At 71.4% G+C, this 17,620-nt stretch carries 15 protein-coding genes; 6 read left to right on the top strand and 9 right to left on the bottom strand.

Annotated features, from left to right (window positions below):
• The first annotated feature begins 162 nt into the window (after positions 1-162).
• The gene (locus tag ACZ7J0_RS10685) at positions 163-1,611 is read left to right on the top strand and encodes a PP2C family protein-serine/threonine phosphatase (RefSeq protein ID WP_470885983.1); all 1,449 of its coding nucleotides are present in this window, start codon (positions 163-165) and stop codon (positions 1,609-1,611) included.
• A 138-nt stretch (positions 1,612-1,749) separates the two neighbouring features.
• Here the strand turns inward: ACZ7J0_RS10685 and ACZ7J0_RS10680 are convergent, their stop codons facing one another.
• The gene (locus tag ACZ7J0_RS10680) at positions 1,750-3,231 is read right to left on the bottom strand and encodes a DNA-binding protein NsdB (protein WP_470885981.1); all 1,482 of its coding nucleotides are present in this window, start codon (positions 3,229-3,231) and stop codon (positions 1,750-1,752) included.
• Positions 3,232-3,465: 234 nt separating this feature from the next.
• Here ACZ7J0_RS10680 and ACZ7J0_RS10675 point away from each other — a divergent pair, with 234 nt between their 5' ends.
• Entirely contained in the window at positions 3,466-4,584 is a 1,119-nt protein-coding gene (locus tag ACZ7J0_RS10675) for an aminoglycoside phosphotransferase family protein (RefSeq protein WP_470885979.1), read from the top strand.
• 138 nt (positions 4,585-4,722) lie between these two features.
• Here the strand turns inward: ACZ7J0_RS10675 and ACZ7J0_RS10670 are convergent, their stop codons facing one another.
• Positions 4,723-5,106, bottom strand: a complete 384-nt coding sequence (locus tag ACZ7J0_RS10670) for a hypothetical protein (RefSeq protein WP_470885977.1) — start codon at positions 5,104-5,106, stop codon at positions 4,723-4,725.
• A gap of 288 nt (positions 5,107-5,394) precedes the next feature.
• On the opposite strand from ACZ7J0_RS10670, the gene ACZ7J0_RS10665 reads away from it, so the two are divergent.
• The 4 genes from ACZ7J0_RS10665 (at position 5,395) to ACZ7J0_RS10650 (ending at position 11,971) form a co-directional block, all read left to right on the top strand.
• Positions 5,395-5,670 carry a GlsB/YeaQ/YmgE family stress response membrane protein gene (locus tag ACZ7J0_RS10665; RefSeq protein ID WP_470885975.1) on the top strand — a complete coding sequence of 92 codons (276 nt, stop codon included), beginning with the start codon at positions 5,395-5,397 and terminating at the stop codon, positions 5,668-5,670.
• 99 nt (positions 5,671-5,769) lie between these two features.
• Positions 5,770-7,497 (top strand): PP2C family protein-serine/threonine phosphatase, encoded by a 1,728-nt coding sequence (locus ACZ7J0_RS10660; protein ID WP_470885973.1) that lies wholly within the window; start codon positions 5,770-5,772, stop codon positions 7,495-7,497.
• 207 nt (positions 7,498-7,704) lie between these two features.
• Complete coding sequence (locus ACZ7J0_RS10655) at positions 7,705-9,660, top strand: N-acetylmuramoyl-L-alanine amidase (protein WP_470885971.1); 1,956 nt, start codon at positions 7,705-7,707, stop codon at positions 9,658-9,660.
• A gap of 121 nt (positions 9,661-9,781) precedes the next feature.
• A complete protein-coding gene (locus tag ACZ7J0_RS10650; protein WP_470885969.1) occupies positions 9,782-11,971 on the top strand; it encodes a terpene synthase family protein in 2,190 nt (729 codons plus the stop codon).
• Positions 11,972-12,048: 77 nt separating this feature from the next.
• Here the strand turns inward: ACZ7J0_RS10650 and ACZ7J0_RS10645 are convergent, their stop codons facing one another.
• The 7 genes from ACZ7J0_RS10645 to ACZ7J0_RS10615 all read right to left on the bottom strand — a co-directional run bounded on the left by ACZ7J0_RS10645 (position 12,049) and on the right by ACZ7J0_RS10615 (position 17,535).
• A complete protein-coding gene (locus ACZ7J0_RS10645) occupies positions 12,049-12,462 on the bottom strand; it encodes an RNA-binding S4 domain-containing protein (RefSeq protein ID WP_470885967.1) in 414 nt (137 codons plus the stop codon).
• A 39-nt stretch (positions 12,463-12,501) separates the two neighbouring features.
• Positions 12,502-13,002, bottom strand: a complete 501-nt coding sequence (locus ACZ7J0_RS10640; protein WP_468707872.1) for a hypothetical protein — start codon at positions 13,000-13,002, stop codon at positions 12,502-12,504.
• Positions 13,003-13,101: 99 nt separating this feature from the next.
• On the bottom strand, positions 13,102-13,503 hold the full coding sequence (locus tag ACZ7J0_RS10635) for an ACT domain-containing protein (RefSeq protein ID WP_470885966.1): 402 nt from the start codon (positions 13,501-13,503) through the stop codon (positions 13,102-13,104).
• A 448-nt stretch (positions 13,504-13,951) separates the two neighbouring features.
• Positions 13,952-14,194, bottom strand: a complete 243-nt coding sequence (locus ACZ7J0_RS10630) for a DUF397 domain-containing protein (protein WP_468707870.1) — start codon at positions 14,192-14,194, stop codon at positions 13,952-13,954.
• Between the two features lie 128 nt (positions 14,195-14,322).
• Positions 14,323-15,504 (bottom strand): thiolase domain-containing protein, encoded by a 1,182-nt coding sequence (locus tag ACZ7J0_RS10625; RefSeq protein WP_470885964.1) that lies wholly within the window; start codon positions 15,502-15,504, stop codon positions 14,323-14,325.
• Positions 15,497-16,546: a thiolase domain-containing protein gene (locus ACZ7J0_RS10620; RefSeq protein ID WP_470885962.1), complete on the bottom strand. Its 1,050-nt coding sequence runs from the start codon at positions 16,544-16,546 to the stop codon at positions 15,497-15,499. The genes ACZ7J0_RS10625 and ACZ7J0_RS10620 overlap by 8 nt, the downstream gene beginning before the upstream one ends.
• Positions 16,546-17,535, bottom strand: coding sequence for a Zn-ribbon domain-containing OB-fold protein (locus ACZ7J0_RS10615; protein WP_470885961.1), 990 nt, complete (start codon positions 17,533-17,535; stop codon positions 16,546-16,548). Before ACZ7J0_RS10615 ends, ACZ7J0_RS10620 begins: the two co-directional genes overlap by 1 nt.
• Positions 17,536-17,620: the final 85 nt, after the last annotated feature.

The following is a 17,620-nucleotide window of genomic DNA, read 5'->3' as shown; positions in this document are numbered from 1 at the left end:
CCCGGATCCTTGGCCGATAATCGGTGAGCCGTTGACATATGCCAGAAGCACCACCGTATCGAGTGTTGCCAAATCCCTTACGGGGTGTCGCCGCCTGTGCAACAGTCGTAACTGGCCCACCTTTTCAGACTTGGCCGTGCCGCGCCTGTATCGGAGTACGACATGCCGTCCCATCTGTTCGCGGACCGTCCCGCCCCGCAGCCGCCCGAGCGCGGGACGGTGGACGCGCTGATTTCGCAGACGCGTCGTCTGCGTGGAGACGTGGACGCCGTGCGCCGGGACGCCGTCATGGACGAGGACGACCCCCAGCTGCGCTGGCAGCGCGCCCTGTGCGACCTGGCGGTGCATCAGCTCGACGACCTGGGCGCGCACCTGGACCAGTTGCGCGCCGGCGTACCGGAACAGCTCACGGAGTCGCCGGAGGCGTACGAGACGCCCACCTACGACGAGATGAGCGCGCAGCGCACCGGTTCGCTGCTCAGCCGTGTCGGCAGCGCCGAGTGGAATCTCCTCAGCGACGAGGTGAGCTGGTCCGACGAGCTCTTCCAGATCTTCGGGCGCCCCCCGGAGAGCGGCCCCATGTCGCTGGACGAGATCCCCACGATGGTCTTCGCCGAGGACCAGGGGCTTCTCCAGGCCATGGTGACGGACTGTCTGATCGACGGGAAGCCGATCGACGGCGAGTTCCGGATCGTGCGGACCGACGGACGGGTGCGCACGCTGCACATGATGGGCGAGCCGGTCCTCGACGCGGACGGCTGCACGGCGTCGATGTGGGCCGTTTTACGCGACGTCAGCGAACTGCGCCGCAGCGAGCGGACGGTGCGCGAGACGAGCGACTCGCTGCAGCGCCGACAGCACATCGAGCAGACCGAGCGCAGGCTCGCGGTCGAACTGCAGGAGGCCGTACTGCCGCCCTGGCGCGGCTCGTTGCGTTTCGCCCACGGCGGCCCGACCTCGCTCGACCTGGCCGGGCACTATCTTCCCGCCGCCTCCACGGGCCTGATCGGCGGCGACTGGTTCGACGCGCTGGCGCTCCCCGACGGTGAGGCGCTGCTGACGGTCGGGGATCTGACCGGGCACGGCGTCGCCGCGACCTCCTCCATGGCGATGCTGCTGGGCGCGCTCCGCGGCATGGCCGTGGCCGGCATCCGGCCGGACGCGCTGATGAGCCATCTCAACCAGATGCTGGAGTCCTCGGCGCAGCCCGCACTGGGCAGTGCGGTGTGCTGCCGGTACAACCCGGTGTCGCAGACGCTCACCTGGGCCCAAGCGGGCCACCCCGCCCCGCTGCTGTTCCGCGGCGGGACGGGGCGTGCCCTGACGCGCCCGGACGGGGTGCTGCTCGGGGCGACGTCCGGCGCGGTGTACGAGCAGGCCGAGGTGCGGCTGATCCCCGGTGATCTGCTGGTACTGCACACGGACGGTCTGACCCGGCGCAGCGGTCAGGACGAGTCGGGTGCGGAGAGGCTGCTGGCCCTCGCGCCGCGGTTCGCCGGAGCGCGCGACGCACAGGAGTGCCTGCGGACGGTGGTCGAGGAGTTCGGTGAGGTGCCTCGTGAGGACGACGCCTGTGTGATGGTGGTCAGGGTCGGCGGACAGGCCCGCTAGGCCTCAGGACCGGCCGGCGGGGCGGGCCCGGACATGGGCCCACCGTCCACGCTCGGACCTCCTGATCGCTCGGCCTTTCAGTCGCGCGGACTTCTGGCTGCGGCTGCCCGGGGTCCTTCCCGCTCGGCCGTCCCCCGGTCAGACGTCCTTGTTGCGGGACTTCTTGGGGAGCGCGAGCTGGATCTCCTCGCGCAGGTCCTCGATCTTGGAGTAGCCGGCGTACTGCCCGGTCAGCCGGTACATCTCCCGCAGCCGGTCCCAGGTGCGGTGCGACGAGGTCTCCCCCATCGACACCAGCGCGAGCCGTGCGTAGCGGTCCGCCTCCTCCGGGTCGTCGGCGATGAAGCAGGCCGACGCCAGGGAGATGTAGTCGAAGATCTTGGAGCGTTGCTGGCTGCCGAGCCGGAGCTCCAGCGCCCGCCGGGCGTGGCGTTGCGCGGTGACCGCCGCGGAGGGGTCGTGGTCGGCGAGCGTGCGGTAGGCCAGGGCCTGCATGCCGTACATGTCCGCCTCGTGGAACATCTGCATCCAACTGGGCGGTGGCACATCGCCCTTGTCGGAGACGAAGAGTTCCTCGGCCTCTCCGAGGGTGCGGCGCATGGCCTGTCCGTGGCCCATCGACGCCTGCGCCCAGGCCTCGATCGTGTGCAGCATCGCCCGGGTGCGCGGCAGGACTTCCTCGCCCGAGCCGGACTTGGCGAGCTTCATCAGGTCCAGGGCCTCGTCGGGCCGGCCCAGGTGGACCATCTGGCGGGCGGCGCGGGAGAGCGCCTCACCCGCGCGCGGCCGGTCGCCGCCCTCGCGCGCCGCGTGGGCGGCGATGATGAAGTACTTCTGAGCTGTGGGTTCGAGTCCGACGTCGTGGGACATCCAGCCGGCGAGGACCGCCAGGTTGGCGGCGACGCCCCACAGGCGTCGCTGGAGGTGGTCGGGGTGGTGGTAGGAGAGCATGCCGCCCACTTCGTTGAGCTGGCCCACGACGGCCTTGCGCTGGAGCCCGCCGCCGCGGGCGGCGTCCCAGGCGCGGAACACTTCGACGGATCGTTCCAGTGCCTCGATCTCCTGGGACCCGATGGGGGCCGCCTCGTAGCGGTCGAACCCGGCGGGGTCGGCGTGCAGGGGTTCGGTGGTCCGGGGAGCGTCGGCTGCCAGTGCGGGGTCGTTGTGGAGCCAGTCGTGCATGGCGCTGCTGAGTGCGGAGCCTGCGGCGAGCGCGGCGCCCGCGCCCACCAGGCCGCGTCGGTTGAGCATGAGGTCCATTCCCGTGAATTCGGTGAGGACCGCTGCCGTACGCTCGGGCGCCCAGGGCAGCCCGTCAGGGTTGTCGTTGTTCCTGACGTCCCGCCGTTTTCCGGCGCGCCCGTGTCGTACGAACCCGAGGTCCTCGATGGTCACGACACGGCCGAGTCGCTCGGTGAACAGGGCAGCCAGCACCTTGGGCACGGGATCGCGCGGGGTCTCCCCCATGTCGATCCAACGCCGGACCCGCGAGGTGTCGGTCGCCAGCTGCGGATGGCCCATGGCCGCCGCCTGCCGGTTCACCAGCCGCGCGAGTTCGCCCTTGGACCAGCCGGCGAGGCCGAACAGGTCTGCCAGGCGGGTGTTGGATTCTCCGGTCACGTCAAGCCCCCAGGTTCTCGGCTGAGTTGACAGTAACCCCCTGTCATAGGGCTGGCGACTATTCGCCAGGGTTCGCCAGGGTGCGCCAGATGGTGTGCCACCCGCGGCCGGGTGTCAGGTAGGAAAGCGCCACCCCGCCCCGGTTACCGGCCCTCATTCCCCAGGGTGTCGACCGGTGGCCGGGTCGGGGCTGCGCACGCAACTCGTCGGCACACGAAGGGATCTGTTTCGCCCATGTACACAGCATCGTCCTCCGTGTCCGCCCCGCCCCGGCCCCAGCGCACCCTCCCGGTCGGCAGCGGACCGTATCTCGATCCCACCCAGGCGGGCCGGGCCCGGCGCTGGCCGGGGAACGTGACCCAGCCGCTCAGCGGGAGAATCGACTTGTCCGGCCCCCAGGGCGCGCAGCTGCGGATGGCCATCGCCTCCGTGCACCGCATCTGTCCTGAGTTCAACCCGGTACAGGTACTGCGGCGCAGTGGCCGGTCCGTCCTGCTCGTCGGCACCACCGGCCGTACGACGGCGGTCGCCAAGTGTTTACTGGACCACTCGCCGGCCTGGTCCGAGCGGTTCAGGCACGAAATAGCTGCTTATCGCGCCTTCGTCCGGCACCGGCCACCGGTGCGCGCCCCCCGGCTGATCGCCGCGGACCCGGAGAACTGCACGCTGGTCATCGAGCGGATGCCGGGACGCCCGGCGGCCCTGACCCGGCACCCCGTCGAGGCCCCGCCGCGGGCGGACGTCCGCGCGGCGCTGGGCGCGATCGCACGGCTGAACGCGTGGCGGCCGCCGGCCGGCACGTTCGACGCGCCGCTGGACTACGCGTCGCGGATCGCGCGCTATCACGAGCTGGGGCTCTTCACCGACCGCGACCGTGATGATCTGCAGAAGCTGCTGCGCGGAGTGGCGCACGCCGGGGGCAGGCAGGGCATGGGCCAGTTCTGCCACGGCGACGCGCTCCTTTCGAACATCCTGCTGTCGCCGACGGGTCCGGTCCTGGTCGACTGGGAGCACGCCGGCTGGTACCTGCCCGGCTACGACCTGGCCACCCTGTGGGCCGTCCTCGCCGACGCCCCCATGGCGCGCCGGCAGATCAGCGGGCTGGCGCAGTCGGCCGGCACCGCCTCGCGGGACGCGTTCCTGGTGAACCTGATGCTGGTGCTGACGCGGGAGATCCGTACGTACGAGACCGCGGTTCAGCGGACGATCCGGGAGGCCCCGCCGGCCGGTTCGGTCCCGGCTCCGTCCGGTGCGGTCTCCACCGGGGAGGAACAGCGGCTGCTGCTCAGGCGGCTGCACGACGACTGCGCGCTGGCACGACGGGCCGTGCGCGCTGCGGTCGGCACTCGTTGACCGACGACGAGGGGGAAGCGCGCTGCGCGCCCGGTGCCGACACACCGGGCGCGCAGCGCGCTGTTGTGTGCGTGCCCGTGCCGTTGCCCGTGGGAGCCGCGCAGGTCCATGGCCCGGGCGGGGCTGAAGGTCTGCGCCCTAGGCGGGGCTGATCATGAGCGGCGCACTGCACGCCGCGGCGGGCAGCTCCGGCGAGGTGATCCGTACGCGGTAGGGGCCCGTGGGGAGCCGGGGCACGACCACCGACGTCCTCAGGGAGCGCGGGTCGACCTCCGCCACGAGCAGCCCGGCGGGCGACCAGCCCTCGTCGGTCCGCCGCTCCAGCAGCACGTCGCACGGATGCCACAGGGCGCCGGTGAACTGCCAGCTGACGTGGCGGCGTTCGGCGCAAATCCAGCGGGTGCCTTGGACGGGGGCGCTCACGTGCAGCGCCTCGGCCTGCGGGCCGGGAGAGTCGCGCGGCGGGCAGAGCAGGTCGGTGACGTGCAGCAACCGGGCCCTGGTGCGGGCGATCCACTTCATCCTTGCTTCCTTCGTGGGTGTGCGCGTACGCGGGGGTAGACGTGTCCCCGGGAGTCCTCGCGAGGGGGTGTCCCGGCGACGGGCTGACGATGGTGTTGCCGGTGGCGCCCCGCGCCAAGCACGCCGACCGGCCTGTCCGATCAGAGACCTTGGGCTCGTCCTCGTCGGGACCTTCGGCCCGCACGCCCGCGCGGAGGACGCTCTCGAGGTTTATTGACCCCCCGTCCGGTTACGCGTGAAATGTCCTTGCTTCCCGCAGGACATGTGGAACCCTCGTGGAGGTCGAGAATGGGAATCATCGCGTGGATCATCATCGGACTGCTCGCCGGAGCGATCGCCAAGGCACTGCTGCCTGGCAAGGACCCGGGCGGCATCCTCGTGACCATGCTCATCGGGATCGTCGGCGGACTCCTCGGAGGCTGGCTCGGCAAGGTCATATTCGGTGTGGAGTCCATCGACGGCTTCTTCGAGCTGTCCACATGGATCGCCGCGATCGTCGGATCGGTGATCGTTCTCGTCCTCTACCGGCTCGTCGCCGGGAGGGGTCGCCGGGCGCACGCCTGATCCGTCCCTCGGCACCACGCCCAGCACGACAAGGGAGACCATGACCAAGATCGTTCCGGCCGGATGGCTCTCCCCCCGTGCAGGAGGCGTGGTGCCGTCATGAATCGGGCCCAACCGACGGACGTGGGCTCGCCCAAGGCCTACATCGAGCGGGAGATCGCGACGCTGCGGGCCGAGGTACGCCGGGGGACGGAGGTGGCCGGACCTCCGGCCCCCGCGGCGGCCGACGTGGCCTCCGCCGTGGCGGACCCTTCCGAGCAGTGCCCGTGCGGTCAGGGCAGTGGAGCACCGCACAGCTGTCATGAGGCCGGCGAGGATCACGATCCCTGGACGTGTCTGTGCGCCACGCTGCCGGCCATCCCGGTATCGGCGGCGCTGCTGACCCCGGTACGGGACGACTCCGGCGAGATCACGGACTTCGTCATCCGGGCCGGCAACCACATCCGCTCCGCGGACTGGCTGGTCTCGCCGGACCAGCAGGCCGGCCAGCGTTTCAGAACGGCCCGCCCCGGGGCCGCCTCCAGTGGGCTGCTCACCGCGCTCGCCGACGTCCTGCGCACCGGCCGCGCGCTGAACGGCCTGGTCGTGGACTACACCGAGGAGAGGTACGGCCGGCTCAAGCGCGTCCAGCTGGTCCACTACGCGTCGTCGTGCGGCGACCAGGTACTGACGACCTGGCGCCCGGTGCGCAGCCAGGCCGAGCTCCTGACCATCGACGCCCAGCATCTGGCCTCGATGGGGTGGGGCCGCTGGGACCTGCTGTCGGGTTCGGTGACGTGGTCGGAGGGGTTGCAGCGGATCTTCCGTACGGATCCGGCGCTTCCGTGGTCGCTGCTGGAGCTGTGCGACGCGCTGGTGACCGACGACGTGGGGCCGTTCGGTGAGTTCATCGCCTCGGTGCTGGCCGGTGAAGAGCCCGCCTGGACACGGATCCGGTTCCTGGTCCTCGGTGAGGTGCGCACGGTCGATCTGCTGGGGCGGCCGGTGGCCGGCACGGACGGACGGCCGTGGGCCGTACAGATCGTCGCCCGCGACCTCACCCCACAGATGCGCAGCCGGCGCCGCCTGGTGGAGAAGCAGGTCGAGACGGAGCAACTGCGGCAGCAGGCGGCGGCCGAACGGCATGTCGCCTCGGCGCTGCGTGAGGCGCTGCTGCCCACCTACTCGGAGGGGCTCGCCGAGCAGGGGCTGGGAGTCGCTGCCGCCTATCTACCGGCCGAGCCGGACGCGGCCGTCGGTGGCGACTGGTACAAGTGCCGGCCGCTGCCGAGCGGCCGGGCGCTCATCGCCATCGGGGACGCGAGCGGTCATGGTCTCGAGGCGGTCGCCCGGATGGCGCAGCAACGCCATGCGGTGGCGGGGCTGGCCCAGACGGGGTCGTCCGCCGGGGACATCACCACCTGGCTCAATGAGCTGGTGTGCAGTGACCCCATTGCGTCAACGGCGACCATGGCGGTCGGGCACATCGGCGAGGACAGGGTGTTCCGGTGGACGTGTGCGGGCCACCCGGCTCCCCTGCTGCTGCGCGGGGGCCACGCGTTCGCACTGCCGACGGATCACCGGGGGCCGCTGCTGGGCGTGCTGCCCGGCCATCCGTATGAGACGGCGGAGTTCCCGCTGGAGCGGGGCGATGTGCTGCTGCTGTACACCGACGGGGTCGTGGAGCGGCGGGGTGAGGACATCACGGACGGCATCGGCGCGCTGACGCGGGCCCTGAAGGCGACGAGTGGACTGCCGCCGCAGCGGATCATCGACCGGCTCACCGAGGAGTACGAACGCTCGGCCCATGACGACGACGCCTGTCTGCTGGCCGTCCGGGTCGACTAGTTCCGGAGCGGCGGCCGGGCGTCCATTGGTCCATTCCAGTGACGCGCCGCTGGCCTGCGCGCCACCATCGCGAAACTCCGCGGGAACCCGGCCTCCCACCACTCTGACATGCCAATACCCGTCTGCTGACACCTGATTGACGGATGGTCCGGCAGCCGGTACCCCTGTACGGGTCCTGCCGCGCACCACCCGTCTCAGGAGGCTGCCTTGCACGGTCCCGCTCGTCGACATGTACGCGGAGCGGGCGGCGCCGTGGCGGCCGCCGCCCTGCTGCTCCCCCTCCTCTCGGCCGCCCAGCCCGCGACGGCGGGACCGCCGCCCGCCTCCGACTCCCTGCAGCGGGATTTCGCCGTGGCCGCCGATCGGTACGACGTGCCCCGCAGTGTGCTGCTCGCGGTCTCCTATCTCCAGTCCCGCTGGGACACGCATGGTGGTGCGCCGAGCGTCACGGGCGGCTACGGCCCCATGCATCTCACGGACGCGAGGACCGCGCTCGCCGAGGCGCCGCACCATTCGCACGGCGCGGAGGACGCGCGGGGCGACGAGACCCGTCCGGCGAAGTACGGCACCGAGGCCGGGCTGCCCGCGGCGGCCGAGCTGCCCACCCGGCTGAGAACGCTGGAGCGTGCGGCCGCGTTGTCAGGACTCTCCGCCGACGCGCTGCGGACCAGTACCTCGGCGAACATCCAGGGCGGCGCCGCGCTGCTCGCGGCGGCGCAGCGGGAACTCGGCGAGCCGCTCAGCGCCGACCCGGCCGCCTGGTACGGCGCGGTGGCGCGCTACTCGGGCGCCGACGACACGGCGACCGCGACGACGTACGCCAACGACGTGTTCGACGTGATCCGCGGCGGCCAGGAGCGGGTGACGGACAGCGGTCAGGTCGTGTCCCTGCCGGCGGACGCGGATGTCGCGCCGGACACCGCGCAGGCCGCGGGGCTGGGGCTGCGTACCGCCGACGCGGGGAAGACGGAATGCCCGAGGACGGTGGCGTGCGAGTGGATCCCCGCACCCTACGAGGAGTTCGGCGAAGGGGACTACGGCAACCACGACAAGGGGAACCGGCCCGAGACCCAGGACATCGACTACATCGTCATCCATGACACGGAGGCGACCTGGGACATCACTCTGAAGCTGGTCCAGGACCCGACCTATGTGTCGTGGCAGTACTCGCTGCGCTCCTCGGACGGGCACGTCGCCCAGCATCTGTCGCTGAAGGACGTCGGCTGGCACGCGGGCAACTGGTTCATCAACGCGAAGTCGGTGGGCCTGGAGCACGAGGGCTTCCTGGTCGCGCCGGACGCCTGGTACACGGAGGCGATGTACCGGACATCGGCGCGGCTGGTGCGGTATCTCGCCAAGCGGTACGACATCCCGCTGGACCGGCAGCACGTCCTCGGTCATGACAACGTGCCGGGCACCACCCCGGCGACGATCCGCGGGATGCACACCGACCCCGGGCCCTACTGGGACTGGGCCCACTACTTCGCCCTGCTCGGCAGGCCGCTGGTGCCGAGCGCCGGCCCGCACAGCGGCGTGGTGACGATCCGCCCCGATTACGACGTCCACCAGCCCCTCTACACGGACTGCGTGAAGGCCGGTGAGGCGTGCGCCCCGCACGGCAGTGGCGCGGTGCGGCTGTACACCGGGCCGAGCGAAACCAGTCCGCTGGTGAAGGACATCGGCCTGCGCCCGGGCGGCCAGGATTCCACGACCGGGGTCAACGACACGGGCGCGCGGGCCTCGACGGGCCAGCAGTACGCGGTGGCGGAGCGCCTCGGCGACTGGACGGCGATCTGGTATCTGGGGCAGAAGGCCTGGTTCCACAATCCGTGGTGGGAGCCGACGGCGGTCGGTGCGCGGGGCCGGGTACTGACGCCGAGGGACGGCCTCAGTGAGATCCCGGTGTACGGACGTGCCTATCCGGAGGCGTCGGCGTATCCGGCGGGGGTGCCGGTACAGGCGATCGCACCACTGCCGTACAAGCTGCTCTCCGGGCAGTCGTATGTGGTGGGTGACCGTACACCGGGCGAGTACTTCTACGCTCCGGTGTACGACACGACGGGTCACACCGTGGTGCGCGGCAAGGAGCTCTACTACGAGATCCAGTTCGGGCACCGGGTCGCCTTTGTGAAGGCGGCGGATGTCCGGGTGTCCCGCGTGTGAGGTGGGACGGGTGACATGAACGGCCAGGTTTGTACGACTAATTCGTTAGTCGCGTGGATCGTCCGAACGGGGGGTAGATCGGGCCCGTAGTCCCCGACGCTCACCGAAAGGCCTGGCACGCATGGCACAGCCCTTCGTACTGCCGGATTTCTATGTTCCGTATCCGGCGCGGCTCAACCCCCATGTGGAGGCGGCGCGTTCACACACCAGGGAGTGGGCGCGCCGGATGGGGATGCTGGAGGGATCGGGGGTCTGGGAGGAACACGACCTCGAGTCCCACGACTACGCGCTGCTGTGCTCCTACACCCACCCCGACTGCGACGCCGAGGCGCTGTCCTTGGTCACCGACTGGTATGTATGGGTGTTCTTCTTCGACGACCACTTCCTCGAGGTCTTCAAGCGGACCCAGGACCGGGCGGGTGGCAAGGCGTATCTGGACCGGCTGCCGCTGTTCATGCCCATGGACCCGACGACCGGGACGCCGGAGCCGACCAATCCGGTGGAGGCGGGGCTCGCGGATCTGTGGGCGCGGACCGTTCCCTCGATGTCTCCGGCGTGGCGCACCCGGTTCGCGGAGGCGACGGAGAACCTCCTCAACGAGTCGATGTGGGAACTGTCCAACATCAACGAGGGCCGGATCGCCAATCCGGTCGAGTACATCGAGATGCGCCGCAAGGTCGGCGGCGCGCCGTGGTCGGCGGGGCTCGTGGAGTACGCGGCCGGCGCGGAGGTTCCGGAAGCGGTGGCGGGTTCACGTCCGCTGCGGGTCCTCACCGACGCGTTCTCCGACGCCGTGCATCTGCGCAACGACATCTTCTCGTACCAGCGGGAGGTGGAGGACGAGGGCGAGAACAGCAACGGCATCCTGGTCCTGGAGACCTTCCTGGGCTGTACGACGCAGGAGGCCGCCGAGGCGGTCAACGATCTGCTGACCTCGCGGCTGCACCAGTTCGAGAACACCGCCCTGACGGAAGTCCCGGGGCTGTGCGTGGAGAAAGGGCTGAATCCGGCGGAGTGCGCGGCGGTCGCCGCGTACATCAAGGGACTTCAGGACTGGCAGTCCGGCGGCCATGAGTGGCACATGCGCTCCAGCCGCTACATGAACGAGGGGGCGGACACCGGGTCCTCCTGGTCGAGCGGGGTGCTCGGCACATCGGCGCTCGACATCAAGACGCTCTTCGGGCGTCCGGCCGCCGCACGGCTGCGCGGCCTCACCCATGTGCCCCACCAGCGGGTGGGACCGTCGCTGCTGCCCGAGTTCGACCTGCCGTTCCCGCTGACACTCAGCCCGCACCACGCCGAGGCCCGCGACAGGTCGGTGGCGTGGGCGTCCCGGATGGGTCTGCTGGACGACATCTGGGACGAGCCGATGCTCGTCGGCTTCGACTTCGCGCTGTGCTCGGCCGGGCTCGATCCGGACGCGACCCTGGAGGAGCTGGAGCTCAGCGCCGAGTGGCTGACCTGGGGGACGTACGGGGACGACTCCTACCCGCAGGTCTTCGGCAGGTCACGCAACCTCGTGGGCGCGAAGGAGTGTACGGAACGGCTCAAGGCCTGCATGCCGGTCGACGAGCCGGAGGCCGGCGCGGCGCTCGCGGTCAGCCCGCTGGAGCGGAGCCTCGCCGATCTGTGGGCGCGCACGGCGGGGCCGATGGGCCCGCCGGCGAGGGAGGCGCTGCGGGAGGCGCTGGACACCATGCTGGACAGCTGGATGTGGGAGCTGCACAACCAGGCGCAGCACCGGGTCCCCGACCCGGTCGACTACATCGAAATGCGGCACCACACCTTCGGCTCCGAGCTGACGATGCTGCTGTGCCGATTGCGGCACGAGCGGGATCTGCCACCGGAGATCTATCGCACCGGGACGATCCGGAGCCTGGAGAACTCGGCGGCGGACTATGCCGCGCTCCTCAACGACCTCTTCTCCTACCAGAAGGAGATCGAGGTCGAGGGCGAGGTGCACAACGGCGTGCTGGTGGTGCAGACCTTCTTCGACTGCGACTATCCGACGGGCGTCGCGATCATCGACGATCTGATGCGGGGCCGACTGCGCCAGTTCCTCCATGTGAAGGAGCACGAACTGCCTTTGCTGTGCGAGGACTTCGGCCTGAACCAGCAGGGCAGGGACGCGCTCGACACGTATGTGCGGGAGCTGGAGGACTGGCTCGCGGGGATCCTGAACTGGCACCGGAGTGTGCGCCGTTATGGAGCGCGGGACGTCTACAGCGGCAGTGGTACGCCGCTGCTGCCGGCCGGGCCGACGGGCCTTGGCACGTCGGCCGCCCGGATCCAGGCGCTGCTGGCGTCCTAGGGCCTCCGTCGGTTCCCACGACCCGGTCGCGGTCGTGGGAGCCGACGTCCTGCCCGGCCGGACGCTGCCCGCCGGAACTACCGGTCGTGGTCCGGGGGGCGGTGGCCGCGGAGCTGGTCGAGTTCGCGGCGGTCGCGCTTGGTCGGGCGGCCGGCGCCCCGGTCGCGGACACCGGCCAGTGCGACGTGCTCGCGCGGCGGCGGGGGCGGGCTGTTGTCCACGTACGCCTCGGCGGCGACGGGCGGGCCGACGCGCTTGGCGATGACCCGCCGTACCTCGACGATGCGCTCACGGCCGGCGTGGAAGAGCCTGACCTCGTCCCCGACCTTCACGGTCTGGGCGGGCTTGGCACGTTCGCCGTTGACGCGGACGTGCCCGGCCCGGCAGGCGGTGGCTGCCTGGGAGCGGGTCTTGGTGAGGCGTACCGCCCAGATCCAGGCGTCGACGCGCGCGGTCGCGGTCCCCTGGTGCGATGAAGACTCTGAAGCCATGGACCGACTCTAGGCCCAGTCGCGCGCGGGCGTCGGGTGTCAGCCCTGCTGGAAGAGCTCGGCGGGGAGCGGCTTCAGCAGCGCGTACAGATCGTCGGTGATGGGCCGGTCCCAGCTGGCGATCGTCACCAGGACATTGTCGCTGCGGTCGAACTGCACGCAGGAGATACGGCTTTCGGAGAGCTTGAGGCGGCGCACGATGAGCAGGTTGTCGCCCTGCATGACCGGCATGTCCTCGGTGTCGACGACCTCGACCGGCTCGTCGTTCTCCAGCGCGGCGAGCAGCTGGGCCACCTCGAAGGGGATCTGTCCCTCGGCGAGCTCACGGGCGGGCGAGCCCTCCGGCAGATTGCCGATGATCATCGCGGGGCCGCGGCCGCCGAAGAGGTCGTAGCGCAGGAAGACTCCCTGACACGTGCCGTCGGGGGCGGGCAGCAGACCGGCGCCGAGGTTGCCGGGCCAGTCTCCCGGGTCCATGGCCAGGACGTCGAAGTCCGGGCCCGCGGGTGTGGCGGCGCTGCGGCGGCGGAGGAAGGACATGCCGCCATGGTACGTGTCCGGGCGGGACGGGCGGCGCCGGGCCAGGGCCTGTCTTCCGGATCGGGCCGGGTCGGCCCGGCAAGATCCGAAGGGCAGGCCCTAGGCGGCACTTTCCGCCAGCTGCCGCAGTGCGGCGAGCGCGTCGCCGGCCCGGTCGTACGGCACGAAGAGGTGGTCGTGGTGGAATCCGGCGACGACATTGCAGCTGACCCCGGCCTCGGCGAGAGCCGTCGCGAAGGCGCCGGTCAGACCGACGGCGTCCAGGGCGGAGTGAATACGCAGCGTGATCCACGCGGCGACGTAGTCGTACGGCAGGGACGCGGCGTCCGCCTCGTCCTGGCGTACGACGAGGGTGAGTCCCTCGCTCTCCGCGACGGTGACGACCGGATGTACGCCGGCCGGGGCCGAGGCCCCCTGAACCGTGGTGAAGACGAAGGTTCCGGGGTTGAGCTCCGGGCGCATTCCGGAGACCAGGCGCGCGAGATCACGTTCTCCACTCATGATCACCACGATAGGCGGGCGGCCGGTCACCGGCCCGTCCCGGGGGCCCTCGCCGCCGCCCCGTGGCAAAGGAGTGACGGAACGTGTGCGACGCCCGAAGCCGCCGCCGAGGTGGCGGTCCCGACGGCCGGACCGGTGACATGCGCGCCCGCGCGGCGCGGGGGCGGCGGGGACGGAGGCGCGGCGGGCTCGTCCGCGCCCGGCCGCCGTGCGGGCGGCGGGTCCGGTGCGCCGCACGACGACGCCGACCGGGACAGGTCCCGGCTGGTCCCCGGCTTCACCACACGTCGCCCGGCCTACCCCCTCCCGGCGGGCAGGACGCGGCACTGGCCACCGGGCGGCCGCCAGTCGACTGCTTCGCGCTGGTGAACGCCCGGAACACAGGGCGCGCCCGGCGTCCGGTCGGAGCGGGCGGCGGCACGGGGCCGGGACGCGCCCGCCGCACGGCTCACGTCAGATCGAACTCGCCGTCCCGGGCGTTGAGGACAAAGGCACGCCACTCGGCCGGGGTGAAGATGAGCGACGGCGCCTCGGGCCGCCCGCCGTTGCGCATCGCGATGAACCCCTCGACGAACGCGATCTGGACGTCGCCCGCGCCCTGGCTGCCCGAGCGCCAGTCGGCGTTGCTGAGGTCGAGGTCCGGCTTGTCCCAGCCCGCGAAGGTGTGCTGCGTGGTGATGCTCTCCGTCACGTCTGTGCTCCTCCCCTGTCGTCGTCCGGTCAGCCTAGCGATCGAGGTCGGCCGCCGACAGGCCGCCACGAAAGGTCCGCGGCCCGTCCGGCGGGGCGCTTCGCGCACGGCCCGCGGGGAGGCCGGGGTCAGGTGGTGGGCGGCTCCGCGCCGACCAGCCACATCGAGAAGAACTGCGCCCCGCCGCCGTACGCGTGGCCGAGTGCCCTGCGGGCCCCGTCCACCTGATGTTCGCCCGCCGTACCCCGAACCTGCAGCGCCGCCTCGGCGAAGCGGATCATCCCGGACGCGCCGATCGGGTTGGTGGACAGGACACCGCCGGAAGGGTTCACCGGCAGGTCTCCGTCGAGTTCGGTGACTCCGGACTCGGTGAGCTTCCAGCCCTCGCCCTCGGCGGCGAAGCCCAGGTTCTCCAGCCACATCGGCTCGTACCACGAGAAGGGCACATACATTTCGACGGCGTCGATCTCGCGTCGCGGGTCGGCGATGCCGGCCTGCCGGTACACGTCGGCGGCGCAGTCCTTGCCGGCCTGTGGCGACACGAAGTCCTTGCCGGCGAAGAGCGTCGGCTCGCTGCGCATCGCGCCACCGTGCACCCAGGCGGGCGGGCGCGGCGAACGGGCCGCGCCGGCACGGTCGGTCAGCACCATCGCGCAGGCACCGTCGGAGGACGGGCACGTCTCCGAGTAGCGGATCGGGTCCCAGAGCATCGGCGACGCCTGCACCTTCTCCAGCGTGATGTCGTGCTCGTGGAGGTGGGCGTACGGGTTCTTCAGGGCGTTGCGGCGGTCCTTGTACGCGACGAGGGAGCCGACGGTGTCGGGGGCGCCGGTCCGGCGCATGTAGGCGCGGACGTGCGGGGCGAAGAAGCCGCCCGCGCCCGCGAGGAGAGGCTGCTGGAACGGGATGGGCAGCGACAGCCCCCACATGGCGTTGGACTCGGACTGCTTCTCGAAGGCGAGGGTCAGAACGGTCCGGTGGGCGCGGGCGGCCACCAGATTGGCGGCGACCAGGGCGGTGGAGCCGCCGACCGAGCCCGCCGTGTGGACGCGCATCATCGGCTTGCCGACGGCTCCGAGCGCGTCGGCGAGGTAGAGCTCGGGCATCATCAGGCCCTCGAAGAAGTCGGGGGCCTTGCCGATGACGACCGCGTCGATGTCCGCCCAGGTGAGCTCGGCGTCCTCCAGGGCGCGTAGGGCTGCCTCGCGGACCAGTCCGGCGATGGAGACGTCATGACGGGCGGCGACGTGCTTGGTCTGCCCGATGCCGATGACGGCGACGGGCTCCTTCGATGTCACGGCCTCAGGCACGGGACTCCCCTTCCAGGACGGCGACCAGGTTCTGCTGGAGGCAGGGGCCGGATGTGGCGTGGGCGAGGGCGCGGTCGGACGCGCCGCGGTGGATGCGCGCGGCGGCCTCTCCGAGGCGGATGAGCCCGGCGGCCATGACCGGGTTGGCGGCGAGGGCTCCGCCGGACGGGTTGACCCTCACCGTCTCGTCGAGGCTGAGGGCCTTGCGCAGGACGACCTCCTGGGAGGTGAAGGGGGCGTGCAGTTCGGCGGTGTCGACGGGCCGCTCGAAGGCGCCGGCCCGCTCGGCGGCCAACCGGGTGGACGGTGAGTCGGTGAGGTCGCGGACGCCGAGGGCGTGGGGTTCGACGCGGTGGTCCATGCCCCGGATCCAGGCGGGCCGTTCACACAGCTCGCGGGCCCTGTCGCCGGCCGCCAGGATCACGGCGGCGGCGCCGTCGCCGATGGGCGGGCAGTCCCCGATACGCAGCGGCCGTACCAGGTAGTCGCCCTGCGGCCGGGCACCGGGGAGCTGTGCGTGGGGATGGTGCGCGGCGTCGTCACGGCTGCGGGCGGCGATGGTGGCGAGCGCCGGCTCGTCGGTCTCCCCCGTGTCGATCAGCGCCTGGGCCTGGAGCGCGGCGAGCGCGACCGAGTCGGGCCAGAGGGGGGCGAGGTAGTACGGGTCGAGCTGGCGGGTCAGGACGTCGCGCACGGAACCGGGGGACGACTTGCCGTACGCGTAGACCAGTGCGGTGTCGCACTCTCCGGTGAGCAGCTTGATCCAGGCCTCGTACAGCGCCCAGGCACCGTCCATCTCGACGTGGGACTCGGAGATCGGCGGCCAGGCGCCGACGCCGTCCAGCGCCATGGTGAACGAGAAGGCCCGCCCGGCGAGGTAGTCGCTCGATCCGGAGCAGGTGAAGCCGATGTCCCCCGTCTTCAGGCCGGTCCGTGCCAGCACCTCGTGCAGGACCGGCATGACCATCTCGACCTCGGAGACCTCGTCCGTACGCCGCAGATGGTCGGTCTGCGCGAAGGCGACGATCGCCACGTCTCGCATCAGAGCAGCTCCTTGTACGTGTCGTAGTCGGCGTCGGGCTCACCGGTGGGCCGGTAGTGGTCGGGGTGGCGGCCGCCGTCGGTCCACACGGGTTCCACGCGCAGTCCCATGCGGACCTGGTCGTACGGGATGCCGCCGATGCGTCCGTGCAGGGCGAGGTCGGCTCCGTCGAGCGCGATGTGCGCGTAGACGTACGGCACCTCGATGTCGAGGTTCTTCGCCTTGATGTTGACGATGCAGTACGTCGTGACCGTGCCGCGCGGCCCGACCTCGACCTGCTCCGAGGTGGCGACGCCGCAGGTCGGGCAGGCGCCCCGGGGCGGAACGTACACCTTGCGGCAGGACGGGCAGCGTTCGCCGACGGTCCTGCGGTCGGCGAGGGCGTGGATGTAGGCGGTCTGGGCGCGGCCGGGGGCGTAGGTGTAGTCGAGGCGGGCGGGCGCGACGATCCCCGTGACCGGGTCGGCGAAGCGGCCGTCGTGGTTCCGTGCCTCCACGCCCCGCGCGCTGCCGTCCGGCCCACCCTCGCCCGGCCCGCTCGTGTCGGGCTCGAAGCAGGCGATGTCGGTGATGGCGCCCGCGCGTTCGGCGGCCCAGCGGACGCGCACGCGCATGCCCGTACGCACGGCGTCGGGCCCGGGCGCGTCGAGGGCGTGCAGGAGAGCGGTGTCGGCGCCGTCGAGACGTACGAGCACCCACGCGAACGGTGTGTCGAGAGGCTGTCCCCGGCGCGGGGCCGGGTTCCACGCCCACGTGGTGACGGTGCCGGTGACGCCGACCTCCACGAGGTCGCGGAGTTCCGCGGCGGTCTCGGGGTCGTACTCGACGGGCGGGACGAGGACCCGACCTGCCTCGGTGCGGACGCCGAGCACGGTGCGCTCGCGCAGGCCGGTCAGGAAGGCGGACTGGACAGGGCCGAGGGAGCGGGTGAAGGGGAACTCCACGACGAGAGGGGCGCGGAGCACCTCCGGTGGGGGTGCGGCGGTCATGTGGCGACTCCTTCTTCTGGGGCTCGGTTCGCCTCCGGGGGGCTTTCCGCGGGTGTCGACGGGTCGATCGTGGTCGGTTCCTCGT

It is taken from the genome of Streptomyces sp. NPDC038280 (assembly GCF_055600045.1).
This window is presented reverse-complemented; position numbering and strand designations above follow the sequence as displayed.

Excerpts from the sequence above, each read along its gene's own strand:
- ACZ7J0_RS10670 (WP_470885977.1), bottom strand. The coding sequence starts at position 5,106 with ATGAAGTGGATCGCCCGCACCAGGGCCCGGTTGCTGCACGTCACCGAC.
- ACZ7J0_RS10660 (WP_470885973.1), top strand. The coding sequence starts at position 5,770 with ATGAATCGGGCCCAACCGACGGACGTGGGCTCGCCCAAGGCCTACATC.
- ACZ7J0_RS10615 (WP_470885961.1), bottom strand. The coding sequence starts at position 17,535 with ATGACCGCCGCACCCCCACCGGAGGTGCTCCGCGCCCCTCTCGTCGTG.
- ACZ7J0_RS10640 (WP_468707872.1), bottom strand. The coding sequence starts at position 13,002 with ATGTCCTTCCTCCGCCGCCGCAGCGCCGCCACACCCGCGGGCCCGGAC.
- ACZ7J0_RS10620 (WP_470885962.1), bottom strand. The coding sequence starts at position 16,546 with ATGCGAGACGTGGCGATCGTCGCCTTCGCGCAGACCGACCATCTGCGG.
- ACZ7J0_RS10635 (WP_470885966.1), bottom strand. The coding sequence starts at position 13,503 with ATGAGTGGAGAACGTGATCTCGCGCGCCTGGTCTCCGGAATGCGCCCG.
- ACZ7J0_RS10645 (WP_470885967.1), bottom strand. The coding sequence starts at position 12,462 with ATGGCTTCAGAGTCTTCATCGCACCAGGGGACCGCGACCGCGCGCGTC.
- ACZ7J0_RS10675 (WP_470885979.1), top strand. The coding sequence starts at position 3,466 with ATGTACACAGCATCGTCCTCCGTGTCCGCCCCGCCCCGGCCCCAGCGC.
- ACZ7J0_RS10650 (WP_470885969.1), top strand. The coding sequence starts at position 9,782 with ATGGCACAGCCCTTCGTACTGCCGGATTTCTATGTTCCGTATCCGGCG.
- ACZ7J0_RS10665 (WP_470885975.1), top strand. The coding sequence starts at position 5,395 with ATGGGAATCATCGCGTGGATCATCATCGGACTGCTCGCCGGAGCGATC.
- ACZ7J0_RS10685 (WP_470885983.1), top strand. The coding sequence starts at position 163 with ATGCCGTCCCATCTGTTCGCGGACCGTCCCGCCCCGCAGCCGCCCGAG.